The 21,395-nt window shown below is 73.6% G+C and carries 22 protein-coding genes and 1 pseudogene; 11 read left to right on the top strand and 12 right to left on the bottom strand.

Annotated features, from left to right (window positions below; genetic code table 11):
• The first annotated feature begins 3 nt into the window (after positions 1 to 3).
• Both BM339_RS34395 and BM339_RS50295 read left to right on the top strand, forming a co-directional pair.
• A complete protein-coding gene (locus BM339_RS34395) occupies positions 4 to 903 on the top strand; it encodes a VOC family protein (RefSeq protein WP_075023577.1) in 900 nt (299 codons plus the stop codon).
• Complete coding sequence (locus BM339_RS50295) at positions 900 to 1,037, top strand: hypothetical protein (protein ID WP_177287851.1); 138 nt, start codon at positions 900 to 902, stop codon at positions 1,035 to 1,037. Before BM339_RS34395 ends, BM339_RS50295 begins: the two co-directional genes overlap by 4 nt.
• Here BM339_RS50295 and BM339_RS34390 read toward each other — a convergent pair.
• Entirely contained in the window at positions 1,034 to 1,774 is a 741-nt protein-coding gene (locus tag BM339_RS34390; RefSeq protein ID WP_075023576.1) for a GntR family transcriptional regulator, read from the bottom strand. The genes BM339_RS50295 and BM339_RS34390 overlap by 4 nt on opposite strands.
• A 90-nt stretch (positions 1,775 to 1,864) precedes the next feature.
• Here BM339_RS34390 and BM339_RS34385 point away from each other — a divergent pair, with 90 nt between their 5' ends.
• The 4 genes and pseudogenes from BM339_RS34385 (at position 1,865) to BM339_RS34375 (ending at position 4,077) form a co-directional block, all read left to right on the top strand.
• Positions 1,865 to 2,251 (top strand): YciI family protein, encoded by a 387-nt coding sequence (locus BM339_RS34385; protein WP_075023575.1) that lies wholly within the window; start codon positions 1,865 to 1,867, stop codon positions 2,249 to 2,251.
• Between the two features lie 30 nt (positions 2,252 to 2,281).
• Positions 2,282 to 2,737: pseudogene (locus tag BM339_RS51895) on the top strand (NAD(P)-dependent oxidoreductase); the annotation flags it as partial.
• On the top strand, positions 2,711 to 3,181 hold the full coding sequence (locus BM339_RS51890; RefSeq protein WP_256255600.1) for an NAD-binding protein: 471 nt from the start codon (positions 2,711 to 2,713) through the stop codon (positions 3,179 to 3,181). The pseudogene BM339_RS51895 and the gene BM339_RS51890, both read left to right, overlap by 27 nt.
• The gene (locus BM339_RS34375; RefSeq protein ID WP_075023573.1) at positions 3,178 to 4,077 is read left to right on the top strand and encodes a fumarylacetoacetate hydrolase family protein; all 900 of its coding nucleotides are present in this window, start codon (positions 3,178 to 3,180) and stop codon (positions 4,075 to 4,077) included. Before BM339_RS51890 ends, BM339_RS34375 begins: the two co-directional genes overlap by 4 nt.
• A 22-nt stretch (positions 4,078 to 4,099) precedes the next feature.
• Here the strand turns inward: BM339_RS34375 and BM339_RS34370 are convergent, their stop codons facing one another.
• Positions 4,100 to 4,993: a LysR family transcriptional regulator gene (locus BM339_RS34370; protein ID WP_021595317.1), complete on the bottom strand. Its 894-nt coding sequence runs from the start codon at positions 4,991 to 4,993 to the stop codon at positions 4,100 to 4,102.
• A gap of 141 nt (positions 4,994 to 5,134) precedes the next feature.
• Between BM339_RS34370 and BM339_RS34365 the strand changes: the two genes are divergently transcribed.
• Positions 5,135 to 5,629 carry a hypothetical protein gene (locus BM339_RS34365; RefSeq protein WP_075023572.1) on the top strand — a complete coding sequence of 165 codons (495 nt, stop codon included), beginning with the start codon at positions 5,135 to 5,137 and terminating at the stop codon, positions 5,627 to 5,629.
• Positions 5,626 to 7,122 (top strand): FAD-dependent monooxygenase, encoded by a 1,497-nt coding sequence (locus tag BM339_RS34360; RefSeq protein WP_075023571.1) that lies wholly within the window; start codon positions 5,626 to 5,628, stop codon positions 7,120 to 7,122. The genes BM339_RS34365 and BM339_RS34360 overlap by 4 nt, the downstream gene beginning before the upstream one ends.
• Before the next feature lie 4 nt (positions 7,123 to 7,126).
• Here BM339_RS34360 and BM339_RS34355 read toward each other — a convergent pair whose 3' ends face one another.
• Genes BM339_RS34355 through BM339_RS34340 form a run of 4 tightly spaced genes read right to left on the bottom strand, consistent with a single transcriptional unit; the run spans position 7,127 to position 11,744 of the window.
• A complete protein-coding gene (locus BM339_RS34355; RefSeq protein WP_075023570.1) occupies positions 7,127 to 7,939 on the bottom strand; it encodes an MBL fold metallo-hydrolase in 813 nt (270 codons plus the stop codon).
• A 51-nt stretch (positions 7,940 to 7,990) separates the two neighbouring features.
• Entirely contained in the window at positions 7,991 to 10,243 is a 2,253-nt protein-coding gene (locus tag BM339_RS34350) for a xanthine dehydrogenase family protein molybdopterin-binding subunit (RefSeq protein ID WP_075023569.1), read from the bottom strand.
• On the bottom strand, positions 10,240 to 11,232 hold the full coding sequence (locus BM339_RS34345) for an FAD binding domain-containing protein (RefSeq protein ID WP_075023568.1): 993 nt from the start codon (positions 11,230 to 11,232) through the stop codon (positions 10,240 to 10,242). Before BM339_RS34345 ends, BM339_RS34350 begins: the two co-directional genes overlap by 4 nt.
• Positions 11,229 to 11,744, bottom strand: coding sequence for a (2Fe-2S)-binding protein (locus tag BM339_RS34340; protein ID WP_075023567.1), 516 nt, complete (start codon positions 11,742 to 11,744; stop codon positions 11,229 to 11,231). The genes BM339_RS34345 and BM339_RS34340 overlap by 4 nt, the downstream gene beginning before the upstream one ends.
• A 149-nt stretch (positions 11,745 to 11,893) precedes the next feature.
• Here BM339_RS34340 and BM339_RS34335 point away from each other — a divergent pair, with 149 nt between their 5' ends.
• Together BM339_RS34335 and BM339_RS34330 are read left to right on the top strand one after the other, a co-directional pair.
• Positions 11,894 to 12,715 carry an IclR family transcriptional regulator gene (locus BM339_RS34335; protein ID WP_033331206.1) on the top strand — a complete coding sequence of 274 codons (822 nt, stop codon included), beginning with the start codon at positions 11,894 to 11,896 and terminating at the stop codon, positions 12,713 to 12,715.
• Positions 12,712 to 13,683, top strand: coding sequence for a 2-hydroxyacid dehydrogenase (locus BM339_RS34330; protein WP_075023566.1), 972 nt, complete (start codon positions 12,712 to 12,714; stop codon positions 13,681 to 13,683). The genes BM339_RS34335 and BM339_RS34330 overlap by 4 nt, the downstream gene beginning before the upstream one ends.
• Positions 13,684 to 13,725: 42 nt before the next feature.
• Here the strand turns inward: BM339_RS34330 and BM339_RS34325 are convergent, their stop codons facing one another.
• Genes BM339_RS34325 through BM339_RS34305 form a run of 5 tightly spaced genes read right to left on the bottom strand, consistent with a single transcriptional unit; the run spans position 13,726 to position 19,215 of the window.
• Positions 13,726 to 14,757 carry an ABC transporter ATP-binding protein gene (locus BM339_RS34325; protein ID WP_075023565.1) on the bottom strand — a complete coding sequence of 344 codons (1,032 nt, stop codon included), beginning with the start codon at positions 14,755 to 14,757 and terminating at the stop codon, positions 13,726 to 13,728.
• Positions 14,750 to 15,727 (bottom strand): ABC transporter ATP-binding protein, encoded by a 978-nt coding sequence (locus BM339_RS34320; RefSeq protein ID WP_075023564.1) that lies wholly within the window; start codon positions 15,725 to 15,727, stop codon positions 14,750 to 14,752. The genes BM339_RS34325 and BM339_RS34320 overlap by 8 nt, the downstream gene beginning before the upstream one ends.
• Positions 15,724 to 16,698 (bottom strand): ABC transporter permease, encoded by a 975-nt coding sequence (locus BM339_RS34315; RefSeq protein ID WP_021595328.1) that lies wholly within the window; start codon positions 16,696 to 16,698, stop codon positions 15,724 to 15,726. The genes BM339_RS34320 and BM339_RS34315 overlap by 4 nt, the downstream gene beginning before the upstream one ends.
• A 14-nt stretch (positions 16,699 to 16,712) precedes the next feature.
• Entirely contained in the window at positions 16,713 to 17,642 is a 930-nt protein-coding gene (locus BM339_RS34310; RefSeq protein ID WP_021595329.1) for an ABC transporter permease, read from the bottom strand.
• A 10-nt stretch (positions 17,643 to 17,652) separates the two neighbouring features.
• On the bottom strand, positions 17,653 to 19,215 hold the full coding sequence (locus BM339_RS34305; protein ID WP_024934966.1) for an ABC transporter substrate-binding protein: 1,563 nt from the start codon (positions 19,213 to 19,215) through the stop codon (positions 17,653 to 17,655).
• A gap of 273 nt (positions 19,216 to 19,488) precedes the next feature.
• On the opposite strand from BM339_RS34305, the gene BM339_RS34300 reads away from it, so the two are divergent.
• On the top strand, positions 19,489 to 20,457 hold the full coding sequence (locus tag BM339_RS34300) for a 2-hydroxyacid dehydrogenase (RefSeq protein ID WP_075023563.1): 969 nt from the start codon (positions 19,489 to 19,491) through the stop codon (positions 20,455 to 20,457).
• Here the strand turns inward: BM339_RS34300 and BM339_RS34295 are convergent.
• A complete protein-coding gene (locus BM339_RS34295) occupies positions 20,444 to 21,379 on the bottom strand; it encodes an alpha/beta hydrolase (RefSeq protein WP_075023562.1) in 936 nt (311 codons plus the stop codon). The two genes, BM339_RS34300 and BM339_RS34295, sit on opposite strands and share 14 nt — an antisense overlap.
• Positions 21,380 to 21,395 lie beyond the last annotated feature (16 nt).

Genomic DNA, 21,395 nt, shown 5'->3' with positions numbered 1-21,395 from the left:
CCCGTGATCACCCTCACCGACATCGCCTACGTACGCTCGGGCGTCGCCGACCTCGCCGCCGCGGTGCGGTTCGCGACCGGAGTCGTCGGCCTCGAACTCGCGCCGCCCACCGGGCCCGGCGTCGCCCACCTGCGGGCGGACCACCGCCACCACTGCCTCGCGCTGGTCGAGGGACCGTCCGGCATGCTGGCCTCGGGCTTCGCCGTCGCCGGCGCCGACGCCCTCGGCGCGGCCGAGACCGAGCTGGAGCGGTCGGGGATCTCCGTCCGGCGCGGATCCGCCGAAGAGGCGCGATCGCGCAGGGTCGCGGAGTTCATCGCCTTCGACGACCCGTTCGGCAACCGGCTGGAGCTGGTGGCCGGGCAGGAGACCGTGACCCGTCCGGTGGCCTTCACCAGGCCCGCCGGGATCACCGAGTTCGGTCATCTGTGCCTGGACGCCCCCGACGTCCACGAGGCCTACCGGTTCTGGAGCGGCCGCTTCAACGCCCGGGTGTCCGACTGGATCGGCGACGCGGCCTGCCTGATGCGGATCGATCCGGTGCACCACAAGCTCGCCGTGTTCCGCGGGGACGGCCCCGGGCTGTGCCATGTGAACTTCCAGGTCGGCTCGCTCGACGACGTGTTCCGCAACTGGCACTTCCTGGTGGAGAACGACGTCCGGATCGAGATGGGTCCCGGCCGGCATCCGCAGTCGACCGCGGTCTTCCTCTACTTCCTCGGCCCCGAGGGATTCACCTACGAGTACTCCTACGGCGTGCGGCGCATCGAGGACGAGGCCGCCTGGCGGCCCCGCACCTTCGACCCGGCCGAGCCCGGGTCCATCGACATGTGGCTGGGCCCGGTCCAGCGCGTGTCGAGCCAGCGGCAGGTGCGGCGGGAGAGAACGGGAGACGCCTCATGACCTCGCCCACGACCGTGCCCGGCAGCGTCGAGGCGGCGGGCGTCCGGCCGCACGTGCCGTCGGGCTGCGGGCACTGGACGATGATCGAGCGGACGGAGGACTTCCTCGCGGCGGTCCGCGCCTTCCTCGGCTAGTCCCGGTCGATGAGCGCCAGCGCGTGCGGCACCGCGACCGGCGCGTAGTCCGGCGCGCAGTCGCCCAGCACGCGCAGCGCCGTGCGGGCGAGGTGGCGCCCCATCCCGGAGAGCGCCGCCCGCTCGTCGCCCGCGACCAGCGCCTCCAGAATCCGCGCGTGCTCCTCGTCGCCCACCGTCTGCCAGTCGTCCGGCTCCGACAGCTGGTAGATGCGGATGTAGCGGATGGTCCGGTCGGCGAGGACCCGCAACCGCCGCTGCATCGCCTCGCCGGCACCCGAGGTGAGCAGCCGGTGGTAGTCGCCGTGCGCGGCGAACCAGGCGGTGAAGTCCCCGTCCTTCGCGGCCGCCCGCAGGGTGGCCAGCAGCCGTTCGGCCTCGTCGCGCAGGCCGGAGCCGAACCCGCCGATCGTCATGGAGAGGGCGAGGGTCTCCTGGAGGATGCGGGTGGCGTAGATGTCGTCGAGTTCCTGCGGGTCGAGGCCGGCCACCCGGGTCCGCTGGTTCGGCTCGATCTCGACCAGGCCCTCCTCCTGCAGCATGCGCAGCACCTCGCGGAGCGGGGTGCGGCTGATGCCCAGCTGCCGCGCCAGGCTCACCTGGGAGAGCTTGGTCCCCGGCTTGAGCGTGCCGTCGAGGATGCACTCCCTCAGATAGGCGTGCACGTGCGGGATCGCCTGCCGGGCCTCGGGCAGGTGCACCGGCCGGATGTTCGGGACGAGCGTGACACGGGGCATGCCCTCCACTCTGGCCGATCACGGCCGAATCTGCATACAGTTCCGGCCGTAATCTTGACGCGGGAGCCAAACTGCATACAGTTTAGCTCCATGTGCGATGACGACCGGCCGCCCGAGGCGGCCCCAGGACGGCTGCTCGCCCGCGACTACTGGCTGGTCCGCTCCACTCCGCGGCCGGGAACCCGCGAAGCGGACATCGCCGCGCACGCGTCCGACCATGTGGCGTGGCTGCTCGGCCTGGAGCGCGACGACGTCGTCCTCATGTCCGGCCCCCTGCTGTCGGGGCCGGGCACCGGGCCCGGCTCGGGCGTGACGGTGCTCCGCGCGGGCGACGAGGAGACCGCCCGCCGCATCGCCGCGGAGGACCCGTTCGTCAGGGCGGGGCTGCGCACCTTCGAGGTGTACCGGTGGCGCGTCAACGAGGGCAGTGTCGGCGTGCGCGTCTCCCTGGGGACCGGCGGCTATGAGTGGCGCTAGGACGCGGCGGCCGGCACGCGACCGAGGGAGGTCCGGATGCAGACGGTGGGCGTGATCGGGCTGGGCCGGATGGGCCTTCCGATCGCACGCAATCTGATGGACCGGGGGTTCCCGGTCGTCGGCTACCGCCGCGGCGAGTCCGCCGAGCTGACCGAGGCCGGCGGGACGCGGGCCGCGTCGCCGGCCGGCGTGGCGGAGCGGGCGGACGTGCTGCTGTCGATCCTCCCCGACGCCGCGGCGCTGCGGGAGGTCGTCCGCGGTCCCGCCGGCACACTCACCGCCCTCCGGCCCGGCACCGTCCACATCGAGATGAGCACCATCGACGTGGACGACAAGCGCCGCATCCGCGACGAGGTGCGCGCCCGCGGCGGCGATCTGCTGGACTGCCCCATCAGCGGCAGCCCCGGGATGGTCGCCCCGCGCCTGGCCACCACCCTCGCCTCCGGGGACGAGCGGGCCGTGGAGTCCGTGCGGCCGGTGCTCGACGCGATCTCCGGGCCCTGGATCCGCACCGGGGGGTTCGGCACCGGCACCCGGATGAAGTACATCGCGATGCTGCTGGTGGCCGTGCACACGGTGGCCGCCGCGGAGGCGGTGGCGATGGCCCGGCGCAGCGGCATCGACCTGGAGCTCCTCCAGCGCGTCCTCGACGACTCGATCGCGGGCTCCGCGATCCTCAAGCAGCGCGGCCCGCTGATGCGGGAGCGGGCCTGGACGCCGGCGCCGGGGCCGATCGCCACGCTGCACCCCATCCTGGAGCAGATCGAGGACGCGATGGCCGGGTTCGGCCTGGCCCTGCCGGTCTTCGCCTCGGCCAAGGCCGTCTTCGACAGGGCGGTCGCGGACGGATGGGGCCCGCTCGACATCGCGTCCGTGCACGACCAGACGTCCCCCGAGGGTTCCCCCGGCCAAGGAGAAGAAGGCGCATGAAATGGTCTCTGGCGACGTACACCGGCCAGGCCGCCACGGGCCTCGCCGCGCTCCGCGAAGACGGCCTCCTCGTCGGCCCGGCCGAGCTGAAGCGCTGGTCCGGCCTCCTCGATCTGCTGGAGGACTGGTCGGCGGCGGAAAAGGTGCTGCGCGCCATCGACATCATGGAGGCGCCGGAGATCGCCTACGACGCGCTGCTCACGCCGCTGCGGTGGCCGAGGAAGGTGATCTGCGCCGGCGTGAACTACCACCGGCACGTCGTGGAGATGGGCGGCCGTCCCCCCGGCGACGGCTGGAAGCCCTTCTTCTTCCTGCGGGCGCCGACCACCACGCTCATCGGCCCGAACGACCCCCTCGCCCCGCGCCTGCGCGAACCGGCCCGCTACGACTGGGAGGCCGAGCTGGCCGTCGTCATCGGCCTCGCCGGCCGCGACATACCGGTGGCGGACGCGCTGCGCCACGTCGCCGGCTACTGCGTCGCCAACGACGTCACCGCCCGCGCCCGGCACAGGCGGGACGAAGTTCCGGCCGACGCCTTCTCCTACGACTGGTTCGCGGCGAAGTCCGCCGACGGCACGCTGCCGCTCGGCCCCGGCGTCACCCCGGCGTTCCTGGTCCCCGACCCGCAGGACCTGCGGGTGCGCCTGTGGGTCAACGGCGAGCTCCAGCAGGACGAGTCGACCGCCGACATGATCACCCCGGTCGCGGGGCTCATCGCGGCCGCCAGCGAGGTCGTCACCCTCGAACCCGGCGACGTGCTCATCTCCGGCACTCCGGCGGGAGTGGGCGCGGGGCGGGGCCTGTTCCTGCGCCACGGCGACGTCGTCCGCACCGCGATCGACGGCCTCGGGTCCCTGGAGAACACGGTCGAGACGCGGCCCGGCCGCGCCGTCTGACCTCCGGGATGCCCGCCCGCGGTCAGCCGCCGGCCAGGAGGGTCCGGCGCAGGGCGCGGGCAGCCTCGGACGGCGGGTGGTCGCGGGAGAGCGCGAGGGCGAGGTCGATGAGCGGGGGCGGGTCGGCGAGGTCGACCTGGACGAGCCCGGGCCGCGCGGCGATCTGCTCCTGCGGGACGAAGGCGAGGCCGAGGCGGCGCTGGACCATGGCCATGGCGGTCGTCGTGTCGACGACCTCCAGGGCGACCGTGCGTTCGACGGCGGCGGCCTTGAAGAGGCTGTCCACGATGGAGCGGTTGCCCCAGCCCACGGGGAAGTCGATGAAGCGGCGGTCCGCGAGGTCGGCGTAGGCGACGTTCCGGGCGCGGGCGAGCGGGTCGTCGCCGCGGCAGGCCAGCCCGAGGCGCAGGTGCGCGATCGGGTCGGTGATCACCTCGCCGCCGAGCAGCGCGGCGCCGTCGGCGGGCATGGGCAGCAGCATGAGGTCGTAGCGCCCCTCGCGGAGCGCCGCCGCGTGGTCGTTGAAGGACCCGACGGACCGCCGCAGGCGGACCACGACGTCCGGGTGCTCGCGCTGGAACCTGCTCAGGCCGTCGATCAGGTCGAAGTCGCCCGTGGACAGGATGGTGCCAAGGGTGACGGCCCCGGTGACGCCGCCGCTGAGCCGGCTCATCTCCTCGTGCGCGCGCCGCGCCTCGGCGAGGATGGCGCGGGCCCGGGCGAGCAGGGTGCGGCCCGCGGTGGTGAGTTCGAGGCGGCGGTGCGAGCGGTCGAACAGGGCCGTCTGGAACTGCTGCTCCAGCCGGGACACCGCGGCCGACGCGGCCGACTGGACGACGTGGGCGCGCTGGGCGCCCCGGGTGAAGCTGCGTTCTTCGGCCACGGCCACGAAGTACTCCAGCTGCCGAAGCTCCATCGGTCCCTCCACACGGTCGCGGGCCAGATCTCGAACTATCTCAAGTCGCGATGGGAGATAGCAAAAATGATCGTTGGACACGATGACACCGGGCCTCCAGGGTGGGAGCAGGCATCACTTTCGAGGAAGGGAACTGGGACCGTGACCGTGACCGCCCTGCAGATCGGGCTCCACCCGGACGTCATCGACTACGACGCCCCCGAGTTCGCCGCCTTCGCCAGCCTGACCCGGGAGAGCCTGGCCGCCGCCCACGACGGCAACCTCGCCCTGCTGCGCGAGGCCGGCTACGAAGCGGACGGCTGCCAGATCGACTTCGGCGAGACCGCCCTCGACACCGTCCGCGGACGGCTGGCCGCCAAGCGCTACGACGCCGTGCTCATCGGCGCGGGCGTGCGGCTGGTCCCGCCGAACACGCTGCTGTTCGAGTCCATCGTCAACCTGGTGCACGAGACGCTGCCCGACGCCCGCTTCGTCTTCAACCACGCCGCCGCCACCACCCCGGACGACATCCGCCGCTCCTTCCCCGACCCCGCGTCCTCCGAGCGGGCCGCACTCCCCGCCGACCTGAAGGACGTCGCCGCGGCGAACCCCGGGAACGTCAACCGCGCCGGCACTCCGCAGATGGAGCGGTCGTGACCGGCGAGGAGGGCGCCGCGGCGACCCGCCGCGCGGAGGTGATCGTGGTCGGCGGCGGCCCCACCGGCATGACCGCCGCGGGCGACCTGGCCCGCGCGGGGCGCGAGGTCGCCGTGCTCGAACGCTGGCCCACCGTCAACCCGTCCAGCCGGGCCTTCGTCACCATGGCCCGCACCCTGGAGGTCCTCGACAGCCGCGGCCTGGCCGACGACCTGCTGGCGCGGGCGAGCACCACCGAGCGCGTCAACCTCTTCGCCGGCGCCGCGGTCGACCTGACCCGCCTGCCGTCCCGGCACCGGTACGGGATGATCACACCGCAGACCAATGTCGACCAGGCACTCGAACGCTACGCCCGCGACCAGGGCGCGACGGTGCTGCGCGGCGTGGAGGTCGTCGGCCTCAGCCAGGACGACGGCGGAGTGACCCTCACCGCCCATCCCAAGGACGGCGGCGAGACCACGACTTGGCGCGCCGAGTACGTGGTCGGGGCGGACGGCGCGCACAGCACGGTCCGCGACCTCCTGGGCGCCGACTTTCCCGGCAGGACGGTGCTGTCCTCGGTCGTCCTGGCCGACGTCCGCCTGTCGGACGGCCCCGTGGGCACGGGCCTCACGCTCGGCAGCAGGCCCGGTTGCTTCGGCTTCCTCGTCCCCTACGGACGGGCCCGCCCGGGCGGCTGGTTCCGGTCGATGACCTGGGACCGGCGCCACCAGGTCCCCGACACCGCGCCCATCGACGAGAACGAGGTCACCCGCGTCCTCAACACGGCCATGGGCCGCGACGTCGGCGTCCTGGAGTACGGCTGGCACTCCCGCTTCCACTGCGACGAGCGCCAGGTCCGCTCCTACCGGCACGGCCGCGTCCTGCTCGCCGGGGACGCCGCCCACGTGCACTCGCCCATGGGCGGCCAGGGCATGAACACCGGGATCCAGGACGCCGCCAACCTGTCCTGGAAACTCGACGCCGTCCTCGGCGGCGCGGATCCGGCCATCCTGGACTCCTACCACCGCGAACGGCATCCGATCGGCCGCCGCGTCCTGCGCCAGAGCGGCGCCATGATGCGCGCCGTCACGCTCAGGCCGCCCCCGGCCCGGCTGCTCCGCAACCTGCTGGCGCCCGCGGTGCTCGGCATCGGTCCCGTCCGCGACGCCGTCGCCGGCGGCTTCTCCGGGGTGACCCTCCGCTACCCGCGCGGCCGGGGCCAGAACCGCCTGGTCGGCACCCGCGCCACCGAGGTCCCGCTCGCCGAGGGACCGCTGACCGCGATCCAGCGCGACACCCCGGGGTTCGTCCTCGTCCGCGAGCAGGACGCCGGGCCCCTCCACACCACGCTCACGCAGGCCCGCCGCACCGACGACGGGCCCGCGCTCCTCATCCGCCCCGACGGCTACATCGCCTGGGCGGGGCCGAGCACCCGCGTCACCGGCGCCGGCGGCTGGCAGACCGCGTGGCGCGCCTGGACCGGCGCGGGACCGGACCGTGTCCGATCGTGACGTGTCAGGTGAACCAGCGTCTTCCCTCACCGGCCAGGACGCGGCCGAACCGAAGCTCCGGGAAGTGCGCCCCGGCGCCGACGGTCGCCTCGTCCTCGAGCTCGCGGAACAGCCGTTCGCGGATCCGTCGCGCGAGCTCGGGGTCGACGTCGCCGATCGACTGCCAGGTGGGCTCGTCGAGCTGGACCGGGCAGATGATCGCGTCGCCGAGGAGCAGCGCCCGGCGGCCGCCGGAGGCGACGATGACGCTGAGATGCCCGGGGGTGTGCCCCGGTGTCATGGTCACCGTGACGCCGGGCGCGATGGTGGTGTCGTCGGCGACGGGCCGCAGGCGGTCGCCCTGCCGCTCGGACGCGGCGCGGAACCCGCGCCGGATGTGATCGAACATCAGCACCTCGGGGTTGGCGACGAAGTGGTCCCAGTCGCGGGCGCCGAACCAGACGGCGGCGCGGGTGAAGACCGGATCGGCGTTCCTGTCGAAGAGCCAGCCGCAGTGGTCGGCGTGCAGGTGGGTGCACACGACGTCGGTGACGTCGGCGGGGGTGACGCCCACGGCGCGCAGGCCGAGCAGCAGCTGCCCGCCGACGAGGAACCTGCGGGGGCCGTCGTCGCGCATCTCGGGGCCGATGCCGGCGTCGACGAGGATCGTCCGGTCGCCGGTCCGGACCAGGAAGCACCCGATGGGCAGCCAGGCCATCGAGTCGCGGGAGAACAGGTCCTCGTGGCCCTCGGCCCGGACGTGCTCGCCGAAGTAGGCGGGCGACGCGCGGAAGGTGCCGTCGGTCAGGGGATGGACGTCGATGTCACCGATCAGCATGGGATCCTCCGGACTCGGGGCGGTCAGGCGGGTGCGAGCAAACGGGGACGGTCAGGCGGGTGCGGGCAGGTGGGTCAGCAGGTGCTCGGGGGCGATCGGCAGCTCCCGGACGCGGTGGCCGGTCGCGTGGCGGACGGCGTTGGCGACGGCCGCGGCCGAGCCCACCTGGCCGATCTCGCCGACGCCCTTGACGCCGAGCGGGCCGGTGACGCGGTCCTCGACCTCGATCAGCTCGACGTCGACGTCGGGCGCGTCGGCATTGACCGGGACGAGGTAGTCGCCGAGGCTCGCATTGGCCCAGCGGCCGAGGCCGGGGTCCATGCGGGTGCCTTCGAGCAGCGCCTGGCTCATGCCCCACAGCATGCCCCCCACGAGCTGGCCGCGGGCGGTCCTCGGGTTGAGGACGCGGCCGGGCGCGAACACCCCCGTCATGCGCCGCACCCTGACCAGGCCGAGGTCGGCGTCGACCGCGACCTCGGCGAACTGGGCGCCGAAGGTGAGCAGCCCGTACGGGGTGTCCAGCGGCGGCGGGTCCCAGCTGCCGATGGCCTCGGCGTCGTTCATGAGGTGCCGGGACATCAGGTCGCCGTAGGTCTCGTGCGCCGCGGGGTCCCCGGCGAGCGTCATGCGTCCTCCGGTGACGGTGACGCGGCGCGGATCAGCGCCGTGCAGCGGCGACTCCGGGTCGCCTGCGGCCATGGCGATCATCTGGTCGCGGACGGCCGCGGCCGCGTTGTGCACCGCGGCGCCGACCATCATCGCGCCGTTGGACCCCACCGGGGACCCGGCGGTCGGCAGGTCGGTGTCGCCGAACTCCAGGCGCACGTCGTGCGGGTCGACGCCGAGCCCGTCGGCGGCGACCTGGGTCAGCACCGTGGTCATGCCGGTGCCGAACTCCTGGACGGCGGTGGACACGACGGCGGTGCAGTCGGAGTACAGGCGGGCGCGGGCCCGCTGGGTGCGCATGAAGAACGCCACGGGGTACCCGGCGGCGGCCATGCCGGTCCCGATCAGCAGGTTCCCTTCGCGGCGGGCCCCGGGCGCGGGATCGCGTCCCGCCCAGCCGAACCGCTCCGCTCCCCGCCGCAGGCAGTCGGCGAGGCCGCCGCTGGACCAGGGATGGCCGGTCTCGGGGTCCACGTCGGTGAGGTTGCGCAGCCGGAGCTCGACCGGGTCGATGCCGAGCCGGGCGGCGAGTTCGTCCATCGCGCATTCGAGGCTGAAGACCCCGGCCGCCTCGCCCGGCCCGCGGGTGAACGTGGGCGTCATCGTGTTGCCGCGCACCAGCCGGTGCGCGCCCTCGAACGCGGGGCACGCGTACAGCCGGGAGGACACGCCGAACGCGGGCTCGGCCCAGTCGTCGAACGGCGACGTCACGGAGATCTTCCGGTGCCGGATCGCGGTGAGCGTGCCGTCGCGCCGCGCCCCGAGCCGGACGTGCTGCTCCTGCTCCTCGCGGTGCCCGCACGAGGTGAACATCTGCTCCCGCGGCACCACCAGGCGCACCGGCCGCCGCACGTGCCGGGCGGCCAGCGCGGTGAGGGTCACGTGCGGCCAGACCATCGCCTTGGACCCGAACGCCCCGCCCACGAACCGCGTCAGCACCCTGATCTTGGACGGGGACATGCCCAGGAGGGCGGCGACGGTCAGCTGCACGGCCTTGATGCCCTGGCAGGAGTCGTACAGCGTCAGGCGGTCGCCCTCCCAGACGGCGGTGGTGGTCAGCGCCTCCAGCGCGTTGTGGTGGTTGGCGGCGAACCGGAACTCGGCGTCGACGTGCAGATCCGCCTCGGCCAGCCCGGCCTCGACGTCCCCGCGCCGCGACCGGGCGGGCAGGAAGCCCCCGAAGATCTTCTCCGGCTCGTAGGCGTCCGCGCGGCCCTGCTCGATGGTGGTCACCGACGGCGCCTCGGCGTACGCGACCTCGACGAGCGCGGCGGCGTGCTGGGCCTGCTCCAGCGTGCCGGCCACCACGATCGCCACCGGCTGGCCCGCGTAGTGCACCGTGTCGTCCTGCATCGGGAAGAACGTCTCACCCGGCGCCGGCCCGCCCATCAGGGACGGCACCAGCGGCACGTGGCCGACCTTCGGGAGGTCGTGGTGGGTCAGGACCGCCAGGACGCCCCCGGCGCGTTCCGCCGCCACGGTGTCGATCGAGGCGACCCGCCCGCTGGGCACGCGGGCGCCGACGATCCGGGCGTGTGCCAGGCCCGGCGGCGAGATCTCCCCCGTGTACCGGGCGGTGCCGGTGACCTTCTCCGGGCCGTCGACGCGGACGGCCTCCTGCCCGATGGATCCGCTCATCGCTCGTCCCCGTCCGTGAGCGCCGCGAGCGCGCGGACGATCGTCCGGCGCGCCAGCTCGACCTTGAAGGAGTTCAGGGGCCGCGGCACGGCCGCCGCCATCTCGTGCGCGGCGGCCGTGGCGAACGCCTCGCGCGCGACCGGCCCGCCGGTGAGGCTCCGCTCGGCCGCCCGCGCCCGCCACGGCTTGGTCGCGACCCCGCCCAGCGCCAAGCGGACCGCGGTGAGGATCCCGTCCCGGACGTCCACCGCCGCCGCGACGGACACGAGCGCGAACTCGTACGACGCGCGGTCGCGGACCTTCAGGTAGGCCGACCGGCGGGCCATCGGCAGCGCGGGGACCTCGATCGAGGTGATCAGTTCGCCGTGCTCCAGCGGGTGCTCGCGCTCCGGGGTCCGTCCCGGGAGCAGGAAGAAGTCGTCGATCGCGATGGTCCGCTCACCGGCCGGGCCCCGCGTGTGCACCACCGCGTCCAGGGCGACCAGCGCGACCGCCACATCGGACGGATGAGCGGCGATGCACGCGTCACTGGTCCCGAGGACGGCGTGCCCGCGGTGGAAGCCGTCCATGGCCGCGCAGCCGCTGCCCGGATCGCGCTTGTTGCACGGCGAGGTCGCGTCGCGGTAGTAGACGCACCGGACGCGCTGGCACAGGTTGCCGCCCATCGAGGCCATGTTGCGCAGTTGCGCCGAGGCGCCCAGCAGCAGCGCCTGGGAGACGACAGGGAACCGCTCCACCACCCCCGGCGCCTCGGCGACGTCGCTCATCCGCGCCAGCGCGCCGATGCGCAGGCCGCCGTCCGGCAGGTCCTCGACCTGGTGGAACGGCAGGTCGTTGATGTCCACCAGCACGTCGGGGCGCAGCACGTTCTGCCGGACGAGGTCGACCTCGGTGGTGCCGCCCGCGAGGAACGCCCCGCCCGGGTGCTCCCGGACCGTCGCGATCGCCGTGCCGACGTCGGCCGCCCGCGCGTAACCGAACGGCCTCATCGCCGGGCACCGTCCTTCGCGTCGCGGACCTCGCGGATCGCGGCCCTGATGTTCGGGTAGGCCGCGCATCGGCAGAGGTTGCCGCTCATCCACTCGGCGATCTCGCCGTCGTCGGCGGCGTGCCCCTCGTCCAGCAGCGCGACCGCCGACATGATCTGGCCCGGTGTGCAGTACCCGCACTGGAACGCGTCGCGGGCGATGAAGGCGGTCTGCATGGGGTGCAGGCCGCCGCCGTCCGGGAGGCCCTCGATCGTGGTGACCTCCCGCCCCTGGCAGGTGACCGCGAGCGTCAGGCAGGCCAGCACCCGCCGGCCGTCCACCCAGACCGTGCAGGCCCCGCAGGTGCCCTGGTCGCAGCCCTTCTTCGAGCCGGTCAGCGCGAGGTGTTCGCGCAGCGCGTCCAGCAGGCTCACGCGCGGCTCGATCCGCGGCTCGCGCTTCCGGCCGTTGACGGTGAGCACGACCGTCCGGGCCTCGGACCGGCCTTCCAGCGGTGGTGAGTCGACGTCCATCCTGGGCTTCCTCAGATGATCTCGATTACCGTGTGTCATCGGTCATGCCCATTTCGTGTCCGACCTCACGCCCGGCTTCTCACTATGTAGCCGTTGCCTCCCCATCTATTAGGCTTGGTGGTCGTCTCACCGCGTTCAGGAGGCACCGGATGGCCGCACCCTTGGAGGGACCGTCGTTGGACGGCAAGGTCTCGGGTGTGCGGGAGGTCAAGTCGGCAGCGCGCACGCTGGAGCTGCTGGAGCTGCTGGCCTCCCGGCAGAACCGCCCGGCCCGGTTGCGGGAGCTGACCGAGGCGATGAACGTCCCGCGGAGCAGCCTGTACGCGCTGCTCCGGACGCTGACCAAGCACGGCTGGGTCCGCACGGACGCGTCCGGGACGCTCTACGGGATCGGCATCCGGGCGCTGCTGGCCGGTACCAGCTACCTCGACGCCGACCCGCACCTTCGGATCGTCAAGCCGGCGCTCGACCAGCTCGGGGAGACGCTGGACGAGACCTTCCACTTCGGGCGTCTGGACGGCTTCGACGTGGTCTACCTCGCGACCAGGGAGTCGACCCAGTACCTGCGCCCGTTCAGCCGGGTGGGGCGGAGGCTCCCCGCGTACTGCACCTCGCTCGGCAAGGCGCTGCTCGCGGAGCGGGCGGATGAGGACGCCGACCGGCACATCCCCGCCGAGCGGCAGGCGGCCACCCCCCACACCCTCACCGGCCGGGCGGAGCTGGACGCCGACCTCGCCCTGACGCGCGAGCGCGGCTACGCCGTCGACCGGGAGGAGAACAGCCTCGGCCTGCACTGCTTCGCGCTCGCGCTGCGCTACGGCTCCCCGCCGCGCGACGCGATCAGCTGCTCGGTGCCCCTGGCCCGGCTGACGCCCGAGCGGGAACGGGAGATCGTCGACGCGCTGCGGCAGGCCCGCGAGCGGATCGAGCGCACGGCGCCCCCGCACGACGAGACCTCGTGGGTTCAATGAAGATCGTCCACATCGACCCCATCACGGCGCGGTTCGCCGATCTCCTCACCGCCGCGGGCGGCGACTGGCAGATCATCCCCGGACGTCCGGACGAGGAGGTCGTCCGGGCGCTCGACGGGGCCGACGTGCTGGTCGGCTCCCGGCTGACCCCCGCCATGGCGCGCGCGGGGTCCGCGCTCAGGCTCGTCCAGGTGACCGGCGCCGGCTACGACCGCATCCCGATCGACGAGCTGCCGCCCGGCACGGCGGTGGCCAACACCTTCCACCACGGGCGCTCCATCGCCGAGCACGTGGTGATGGTCACGCTCATGCTGTCCCGCAAGGTCCTGCGGTCGGACCGGCTGGTCCGGCGCGGGGTCTGGGAGTCGGTCGCCGTCGACCCGGGCCTGCCGCTGGCCGGCACGCTGGCGGGGCGGACGGCCGGGCTGCTCGGGCTCGGGGAGACCGGCCTGGAGGTCGCCCGGCTGACGTCCGCGCTCGGGATGCGCGTCCAGGCGGTGCGGCGCGATCCCGCGGCGCCGCTCGACCCCGGTGTGGCGCTGGACCGCGTGCTGCCTCCCGAAGACCTGCCGGAGCTGCTCGCGACCTCGGACGTCGTCGTCGTGACGGTGCCGCTGAGCGACCGCACCCGCGGCATGATCGGGGCCGCCGAACTGGCCGCGATGCGGTCCTCGGCGTTCCTGGTCAATGTCGCCCGGGGCCCGGTCGTGGACGAGCGCGCCCTCTACGACGCCCTTGCGGACGGCCGGATCGCGGGCGCCGGCATCGACGTGTGGTGGCCGACCGCCGGTGCCGGCCGAGGGGGTGCCGCGCTCCCGTTCGAGGACCTGGAGAACACCGTCCTGACCCCGCACAACTCGGGGCACACCCGCGACACCTTCGAGAACCGCGCCCGCGACATCGCCGCGAACGTCGCGGCCCTGGCCGAGGGCCGCCCTCTGCGCAACGTCGTCCGGTCCGCCCGCTGACCGAGGCGCGGGCGCCTCCGGGCGTGGAGGCGCCCGCACCTGTCAGGACGGTGAGGTGGCCGGGCTCAGCGGGAAGTGGCAGGCGGCCCGGTGCGCCGGGACGGGGCCCGCGGCGAGCTCGGGGGGCTCGGTCGCGCAGGTGTCGGCGGCCTTCCAGCAGCGGGTGCGGAAGCGGCAGCCCGACGGCGGGTCGAGCGGTGAGGGCACCTCGCCCTCCAGGATGATCCGGCCGGACCGCTCGCGTTCCCGCGTGTCCGGCTCCGGGGCGGCGGAGAGCAGAGCCGCCGTGTAGGGGTGCCGGGGGTGCTCGAAGACCTCCTCGGCCGGGCCCGACTCGGCGATCCTGCCCAGATACATCACCGCCACCCGGTCCGCGACGTGCCGGACGACCGACAGGTCGTGCGAGATGAACACGTACGACACCCCGAGGCGCTGCTGCAGCTCGTCCAGCAGGTTGAGCACCTGCGCCTGCACCGACAGGTCGAGTGCCGAGACCGGCTCGTCGCACACGATGACCTCGGGGCCGAGCGCCAGGGCGCGGGCGATGCCGATGCGCTGCCGCTGGCCGCCGGAGAACTCCTGCGGGTGGCGGGACGCGTCGGAGGCGCGCAGGCCGACCATGTCCAGCAGCTCGCGGACCCGCTTCTCCCGGCCGGACCGGGACGGCACGACGTCGCGGTGCGTCCGCCACGGCTCGGCGATGATCTCCCCCGCGGTCATCCGCGGGTTGAGCGACCCGAACGGGTCCTGGAAGACCATCTGGACGCGCCGCCGCCAGGCCAGCAGCTCCTTCCCCTTGAGCCCGAACGGGTCGACGCCGTCGAACCGCAGCGTGCCCTCGTCCGGGCGCTCCAGCGTGAGCAGCACGCGGGCGAGGGTCGACTTCCCGCAGCCGGACTCGCCGACCAGGCCGAGCGTCTCGCCGCGGCCGAGGGTGAGGTCGACGCCGTCGAGGGCGCGCAGCCGGTCCTTGCCGTCGGCGTTCTTCGGCACCCGGAAGGTCTTGGCCAGCCCCGCCGCCTCGATGATCGGTGCGGCCTCGGTGGTCGTCGCCGCGTCGTCGGTCTCAGTCATCGGCGGGCTCCTCCGGGAAGTGGCAGGCCGCGGCGCGCTCCCCCGCCTGGACGAGGCCGGGGCGCGCGGTGCGGCAGACGTCCTGCGCCTTCGGGCAGCGCGCCTGGAACACGCAGCCCTCCGGGATCGAGCGCAGGTCGGGCGGGCCGCCCTTGATCGAGCGGAGCGGGGTGCCGCGGCTCACCCGCGCCGGCACCGACTCCAGCAGCGCCCGCGTGTAGGGGTGCCGGGGCGTGCCGAAGACCTCCCCGACGGCGCCGGTCTCGACGACCCGTCCGGCGTACATGACCGCGACGTGGTCGGCGTGCTCGGCGACGACGGCGAGGTCGTGGGTGATGAGCACGAGCGCCATGTCCCGTTCGGCGCGCAGCTCGCGCAGCAGCTCCATGATCTGCGCCTGGACGGTGACGTCCAGCGCGGTGGTCGGCTCGTCGGCCAGGAGCACGGTGGGGTCGAGCGCCACCGCCATCGCGATCAGCAGCCGCTGCCGCATGCCCCCGGAGAACTGGTGCGGGTAGGCCCGCATGCGCGCCGCGGGGTCGGGGATCCCGACCCGTTTCATCAGCTCGGCGGCCTTGGCCGCCGCCTCGCGCCGGGACGACCCCCGGTGGATGCGGAACGGCTCGGCGAGCTGGGCGCCGACGGTCTGCACCGGGTTGAGCGCGGTCAGCGCGTCCTGGAAGACGATGGACAGGCCCGGCCCGGCGAGCTTGCGGCGGGCGGCCCGGTCCAGCTTCAGCACGTCCTTCCCGGACAGCCGGACCGTCCCGCCGGCGACGTGCGCGACCGGGTCGAGCAGCCCGGCGATCGCCCGCGCGGTCATGCTCTTGCCGCAGCCGGACTCGCCGAGCAGCGCGAGCGTCCGCCCGGACCGGACGGAGAAGCCGACGCCGTCGACGGCCCGCAGCGTGCCCTCGGGGGTGCGCAGGTCGACGGCCAGGTCCTCGACCTCTAGGGCGGTGGAGCTCACTGGTGCACCTCCGGGAGTGCGGACCGGCCGCCGCGGCGGCGGCGCGGGAGGGTCAGCCGCCAGCGCTGGTCCGGGTCGGTGGCGAGGCGGAACCAGGCCGCGAGGACGGTCGCGGAGACCGTGGTGACGACGATGGCGACGCCGGGCAGGACGGCCGTCCACCAGGCGGTCTGCAGGTACTGGCGGCCCTGCGCGACCATGAGGCCCCAGCTCACGTCGGGCGGCTGGATGCCGATGCCGAGGAAGCTCAGCGACGACTCGGCCAGCATCACGAAGCAGAAGTCGACGGCCGCGACGGTCAGCAGGGTCGGCGCGACGACCGGCGCGATGTGCCGGACGATGATCGCCCCGCTGCCGGCGCCGAAGGTGCGGGCCGCGTCCACGAACAGCCGCCCGCGCAGCTCCGCCGCCTCGGCGCGGGCCGTCCGCAGGTAGACGGGGATCCGCGCGATGGCGAGGACGAGCACGATGTTGGCGGCGCCGGGCGTGAAGACGTACAGCACGACGACCGCGAGCAGCAGCGACGGGAAGCTGAGGATGACGTCGGCGATCCGCAGCGAGACGTTCTCCCGCCAGCCGCGGTGGTAGCCGGCCCACATCCCCCAGGCGCCGCCGGCGACGAGGGAGATCAGCACGGCGGGCACCGCGACCGACAGCGTCGTGCCGCCCGCGACGATCAGCCGGGCGAGGACGCTGCGGCCGAGCGCGTCGCTGCCGAGCACGTACTCCCAGCCGTCGCCGACGTGGAAGGGCGGGGTGTTGGTCGCGTCGAGGTTCTGCCGGGTGTCCAGGTCGCCGATCAGGAGGCGGCCGAGCGTCGCGGCGAGCACCACCGCGAGGAGGACGGCCGCTGCGGCGGTCGCCGCGGGGTCCCGCAGCAGCAGCCGCCACCAGCGGGTCCCGGTCCGGGGAGGCCGCTCCCCCGGCTTCGCGACGCCGCCCGATCCGGTGTCGTCGATGGTCGCCGTCATCGGGGCTCCGTTCGTCACGCCGTGACCGCCTGCCGCACCCGCGCGTCCAGCAGGGCGTGGCAGAGGTCGATGAGGAGGTTGAGGACGAAGATCGTCACGGCCGTCAGCAGCACGGCCGCCTGCAGCACCGCGAAGTCGCGCTGCAGGATGGAGTCGATCATCAGCTTGCCGATGCCCGGCCAGCCGAAGATGGTCTCGACCACGACGGCGCCGTTGACCAGGCCGACGGTCAGGTCGCCCGCCACGGTCAGCACCGGCGGGGCCGCGTTGCGCAGCGCGTGCCCGAAGACCACGCGCGGCTCGCTCGCGCCCTTGCTGCGCGCGACCTTCACGTACGGCGCCGACAGCGCCGACACCATCGCGCCGCGCACCACCTGAACCAGCACCCCGAAGGGCCGGATCAGCAGCGTGAGCAGCGGCAGCACCCAGACCTCGGGGCCGCCGACGACGCCGGAGGTCGGCAGCCAGCCGAGCGTCACGGCGAACACCAGCACGCCCATGATGGCGAACCAGAAGTCCGGGACGCTGGCCGCCGTCATGGACAGGAAGCTCGTCAGCCGGTCGGCGACCGAGTTGGGCCGGTAGGCGGCCCAGCTGCCGATCACCACGGCGCCGAGGATGGCGAGCAGCATGGTCGTCCCGGCGAGCTGGAGCGTCGCGGGGAACGCCCGCAGCGCCATCTCGCTCGCGGACTGCCCGGTCCGCAGCGACTCGCCGAAGTCGAGCGTGAACACCCCGCCGAGGTAGTCGAGGAGCTGCGCGAGGACCGGCTTGTCGAAGCCGTTGCGGGCGAGGAACTCGTCCCGCATCTGCGGTGTCGCGCTGAGCGGCAGGTAGAGCTTGCTCGGGTCGCCGGTGAGCCGGGACAGGACGAACACGCCCACGACCACCACGAACAGCGGGATCGCGCTGGAGACGAGGCGCCTGCGCACGAAGGTCAGCATCCTGGTCCCCTCACCTGGCCGGCCGGACCTCGGCGAGCCGCAGCTCGTCGCCGGTCGCCGAGTTCGGCCGGTACTCGACGGACGGCGCGATCCCGAGGAGACCGCGCATGTGCGCGATGTGCGCGTACTGGACGACGTTCTCGTTCTGGTACCGCAGCACCGCGGCGAAGGCGGTCTGGCGCTCCGCGCCCGCGGTCTCGTCCGCGGCGGCGATCTTCGCGTCCAGCTCGGGCGTGCCGTACCGGCTCTGCGGGCCGTCGCCGACCATGTACTGGCTGGTCGTGAACGAGGCGTCCCCGGCCTGGTTGCCGTGCATGATCAGCAGCAGGATCGGGCCGGCGTCGGTGACGAACGGCTTGAGCTGGTACTCCAGGTGCGCCGCGGTGTCGAGCATCTTGATCCTGACCTTGAGCCCGGCCCGGGCGAGCTCGTGCTGGATCACCTCGGCGGTCTCGGACACCTTCGGGAACTGGGCGGTGCGCGCGACGAGCGTGATCTGCGTGTCCACCGGCGTCCCGGCCGCGCGCGCCTCGTCGACGAGCGCCTTGGCCTTGGCCGGGTCGTACGGCCAGGCCTGGATCGACGGGTCGTGGCCGACGACGCCCTTCGGGACGAGCTGCCCGGCCGGCTCCCCGAGGTTGAGGAAGAGCGACTTCACGATGCCCTTCTTGTCGATCGCGTAGTTGATCGCGCGGCGCACCCGGATGTCGTTCAGCGGGGGCGTTCCGGCGTCCATGCGCAGCGCGGTGGTCTCGTTGTTGGGATAGGCGACGCCGAGGTCGCCCGCGCCGTCCTCGGGGCCGAGGCCGACCGCGATGCCGGCCTCGCCGCTGGTGACCATGGCGGCCCGGATGCTGTTCTCCGAACGCCACACGTACCGGACCGCCGGATAGGCGGGCTTGGCGCCCCAGTAACGGGGATTGCGGTCGAGCTGGAGGCTGATGCCCGGCTTCCATTCGGCGATTTCGTAAGGGCCCGTGCCGATCGGTTCGCGCACTTTGGACGTGTCGTCGGTGCCGGTCGGGACGATTTCCAGGAACGACATGCGCAGCGGCAGGATCGGGTCGGGGCGGTCGGCGGTGACGCGCACCGTGGAATCGTCGACCACCGCGACGTCGAGCTTGCTGTCGGCGAAGACGTAGCCGTCGACGTTGCAGCCGAGTTTCGAGCCGACGGCCCGCTTGACCGTGAACGCGACGTCGGCGGCGTCGAACGGCGTCCCGTCCTGGAACGTGACGCCTTTCCGCAAGGTGAACGTCCAGGTCTTGTCGTCGGTGGATTTCCACCCGGTCGCGAGGAGCGGTTTCAGCGCGCCGGACGTGGGGTCGCGTTCGATCAGCGGCTCGGTGATGTTCGACCGGACGACGATTCCGGTCGAGGTCAGGGACGATTCGCAGGGTTCGAGCGTGGGCGGCTCCTGCTGGAGGACGATCCGCAGGGCGCCGTCCGCGCCGCCGGTCAGGGAGTCGCTGTTGGCGACCGCGCAGCCGGCCGCCGGGAGGAGCCCGGCCAGCAGCACCGCGACCGCCCGGCGGGGGCGCCGCCGTCCGACTCGGGGTGGGGGAAGGGACATGGTCTCTCCAGACAGGGGCATGCCGGAGCGCGGTCACTCGAACGGCCGCGTCCCCACGCGGCCCGACGTGGGCGAGATTTTGTCCACCAAGGTGAACGCCATCTCTATGGGTAGACGGACACTAAGCGGCGGCCCCGTGCCCGTCAAGGGTCGACCGGGCTTCCCGGCGATGCGCAGAAGGTATCGGTGGATGCCGCATGCGTTTTGGACAGGCATGACGATCGGCCCTAGCCTGAGCGCGGACCCGCGCCCCGACCTTGGAGCCCGTGCAGCATGACGCGTTTCGCCCCCGACGAGCCGACGAGCGTGACCGGGCCCGTGAAGGTGCTGCAGGTCGGTGCGCTGCTGCCCTCGCTCCACCGGCGGCTCCGCGAGCACCACGACGTGGTCCTGCTCGACGAGCAGGACGAGGCCTACCTCGACGAGCACGGCGCCGAGTTCACCGCCCTGGTGACCAGGGCCGCGGTCGGGGTGGGCAAGGACCTGATCGACCGGCTCCCCCGGCTCCGGGTGATCACGAGCTTCGGCGTCGGCTACGACACCATCGACGTCGCCGCGGCCTCCGCCCGGGGCGTCCAGGTCAGCAACACCCCCGACGTCCTGAACGACTGCGTCGCCGACGTCGCCGTCGGCGGGCTGATCGACGTGATGCGCCGCATGACCGACGCCGACCGCTACCTGCGGCGCGGCGACTGGCACGCGGGCCCCTACCCGCTGACCACCAAGGTCAGCGGCAAGCGCGTCGGCGTCCTCGGCCTCGGCCGCATCGGGCGGGCGGTCGCCCGCCGCCTCGAAGGGTTCGACATCGAGGTCGCCTACCACTCGCGGCACCCGGTCGACGGCGTCGACTACCGGTACGTCGAGTCGGTGGACGGGCTCGCCGCCTGGAGCGACGCCCTCGTCATCGCGGTCGCCGGGGGCGACGGCACCCGGGGCCTCGTCTCGGCCTCCACGCTGGAGGCGCTCGGGCCCGCCGGCCACCTGGTGAACATCGCCCGCGGCAGCGTCGTGGACGAGCCGGCCCTGGTCGACGCTCTGGTGAACGGCCGCATCGCGGGCGCCGCCCTGGACGTCTTCGCCGACGAGCCGAACGTCCCCGACGAACTGCTGCCGCTCGGCAACGTCCTGCTGCTGCCGCACATCGCCAGCGCGACGCACGAGACCCGCGAGGCGATGGGCGACCTCGTCTTCCGGAACCTCCAGCGGTTCCTGTCGGACGGAACCCTGATCACACCCGTGTGAGGAACTCCGCGACATGGGCCTGCCACCGGCGCGCGGACTCCAGGATCGCGGTCATCTCGTGGGATCCGTGCACGTGGCCGTCCCACTGGACGACCTCCGCCGGGACGCCCGCCGCGGTGAGCCGGCGCCCGTAGGCCGCGCCGTCGTCGCGCAGGATGTCGAACTCGGCCGTCATGATCAGCGCCGGCGGCAGCCCGGACAGGTCCTCGGCCAGCAGCGGGGAGGCGTACGGGTCCGTCCTGTCCCCGGGGTCGCAGTACCGCTCGATGTCGGCGGCGAGGTCGTCGCGGGTCAGCAGCGCCGCCTCGGCGGGCTCGTTCACCGACGGCTGCCCGAGGGTGAGGTCGAGCGCGGGAATCTCCAGGACCTGCGCGACCAGTGCCGGTCCGCCCTGGTCACGGACCATGAGCGCCGTCGCGGCCGCCAGGTTGGCGCCCGAGGAGTCCCCGCCGATCGACAGGCGGGCGGCGTCGACGCCCAGCCGCCCGGCGTTGCCGGCGACCCACCGGAGAGCGTCCCGGCAGTCGTGGACGGGCCCGGGAAAGCGGTGCTCGGGGGACAGCCGGTGGGCGACGGAGACCACCGCGCAGCGGGCGTCGGCCGCGAGCCGGGCGCACACGGCGTCCCGGTGGTGGAGCTCCCCGAGCCACCAGCCGCCTCCGTGGACGTAGACGTGGCCGGGCAGCACGCCGGCGAGGTCCGGCCTGTAGACGCGGACGGTGATGCTGCCGCCCTCGACGGGGACCTCGTGGTCGGCGCGGGTGCCCGGCGGCATGGGCAGCGCCACCGCCTTGGCCCGCTGGTCCATGCCGCGGTGGATGATCGCGCGCCGTTCGGCGACCGGCGTCGACGCGTCGGGCATGTGGGCGCGGGCCTGCGCGATCCGGTCGAGCATCGGGACGAGCTCGGGAAGGACGGGCATCGCGCACCTCACTCAT

This window comes from Actinomadura madurae, assembly GCF_900115095.1.
Taxonomy (GTDB): Bacteria; Actinomycetota; Actinomycetes; order Streptosporangiales; family Streptosporangiaceae; genus Spirillospora; species Spirillospora madurae.
The sequence above is the reverse complement of the archived record's forward strand: the minus strand, read 5'-3'. Positions and strand labels throughout refer to the sequence as shown.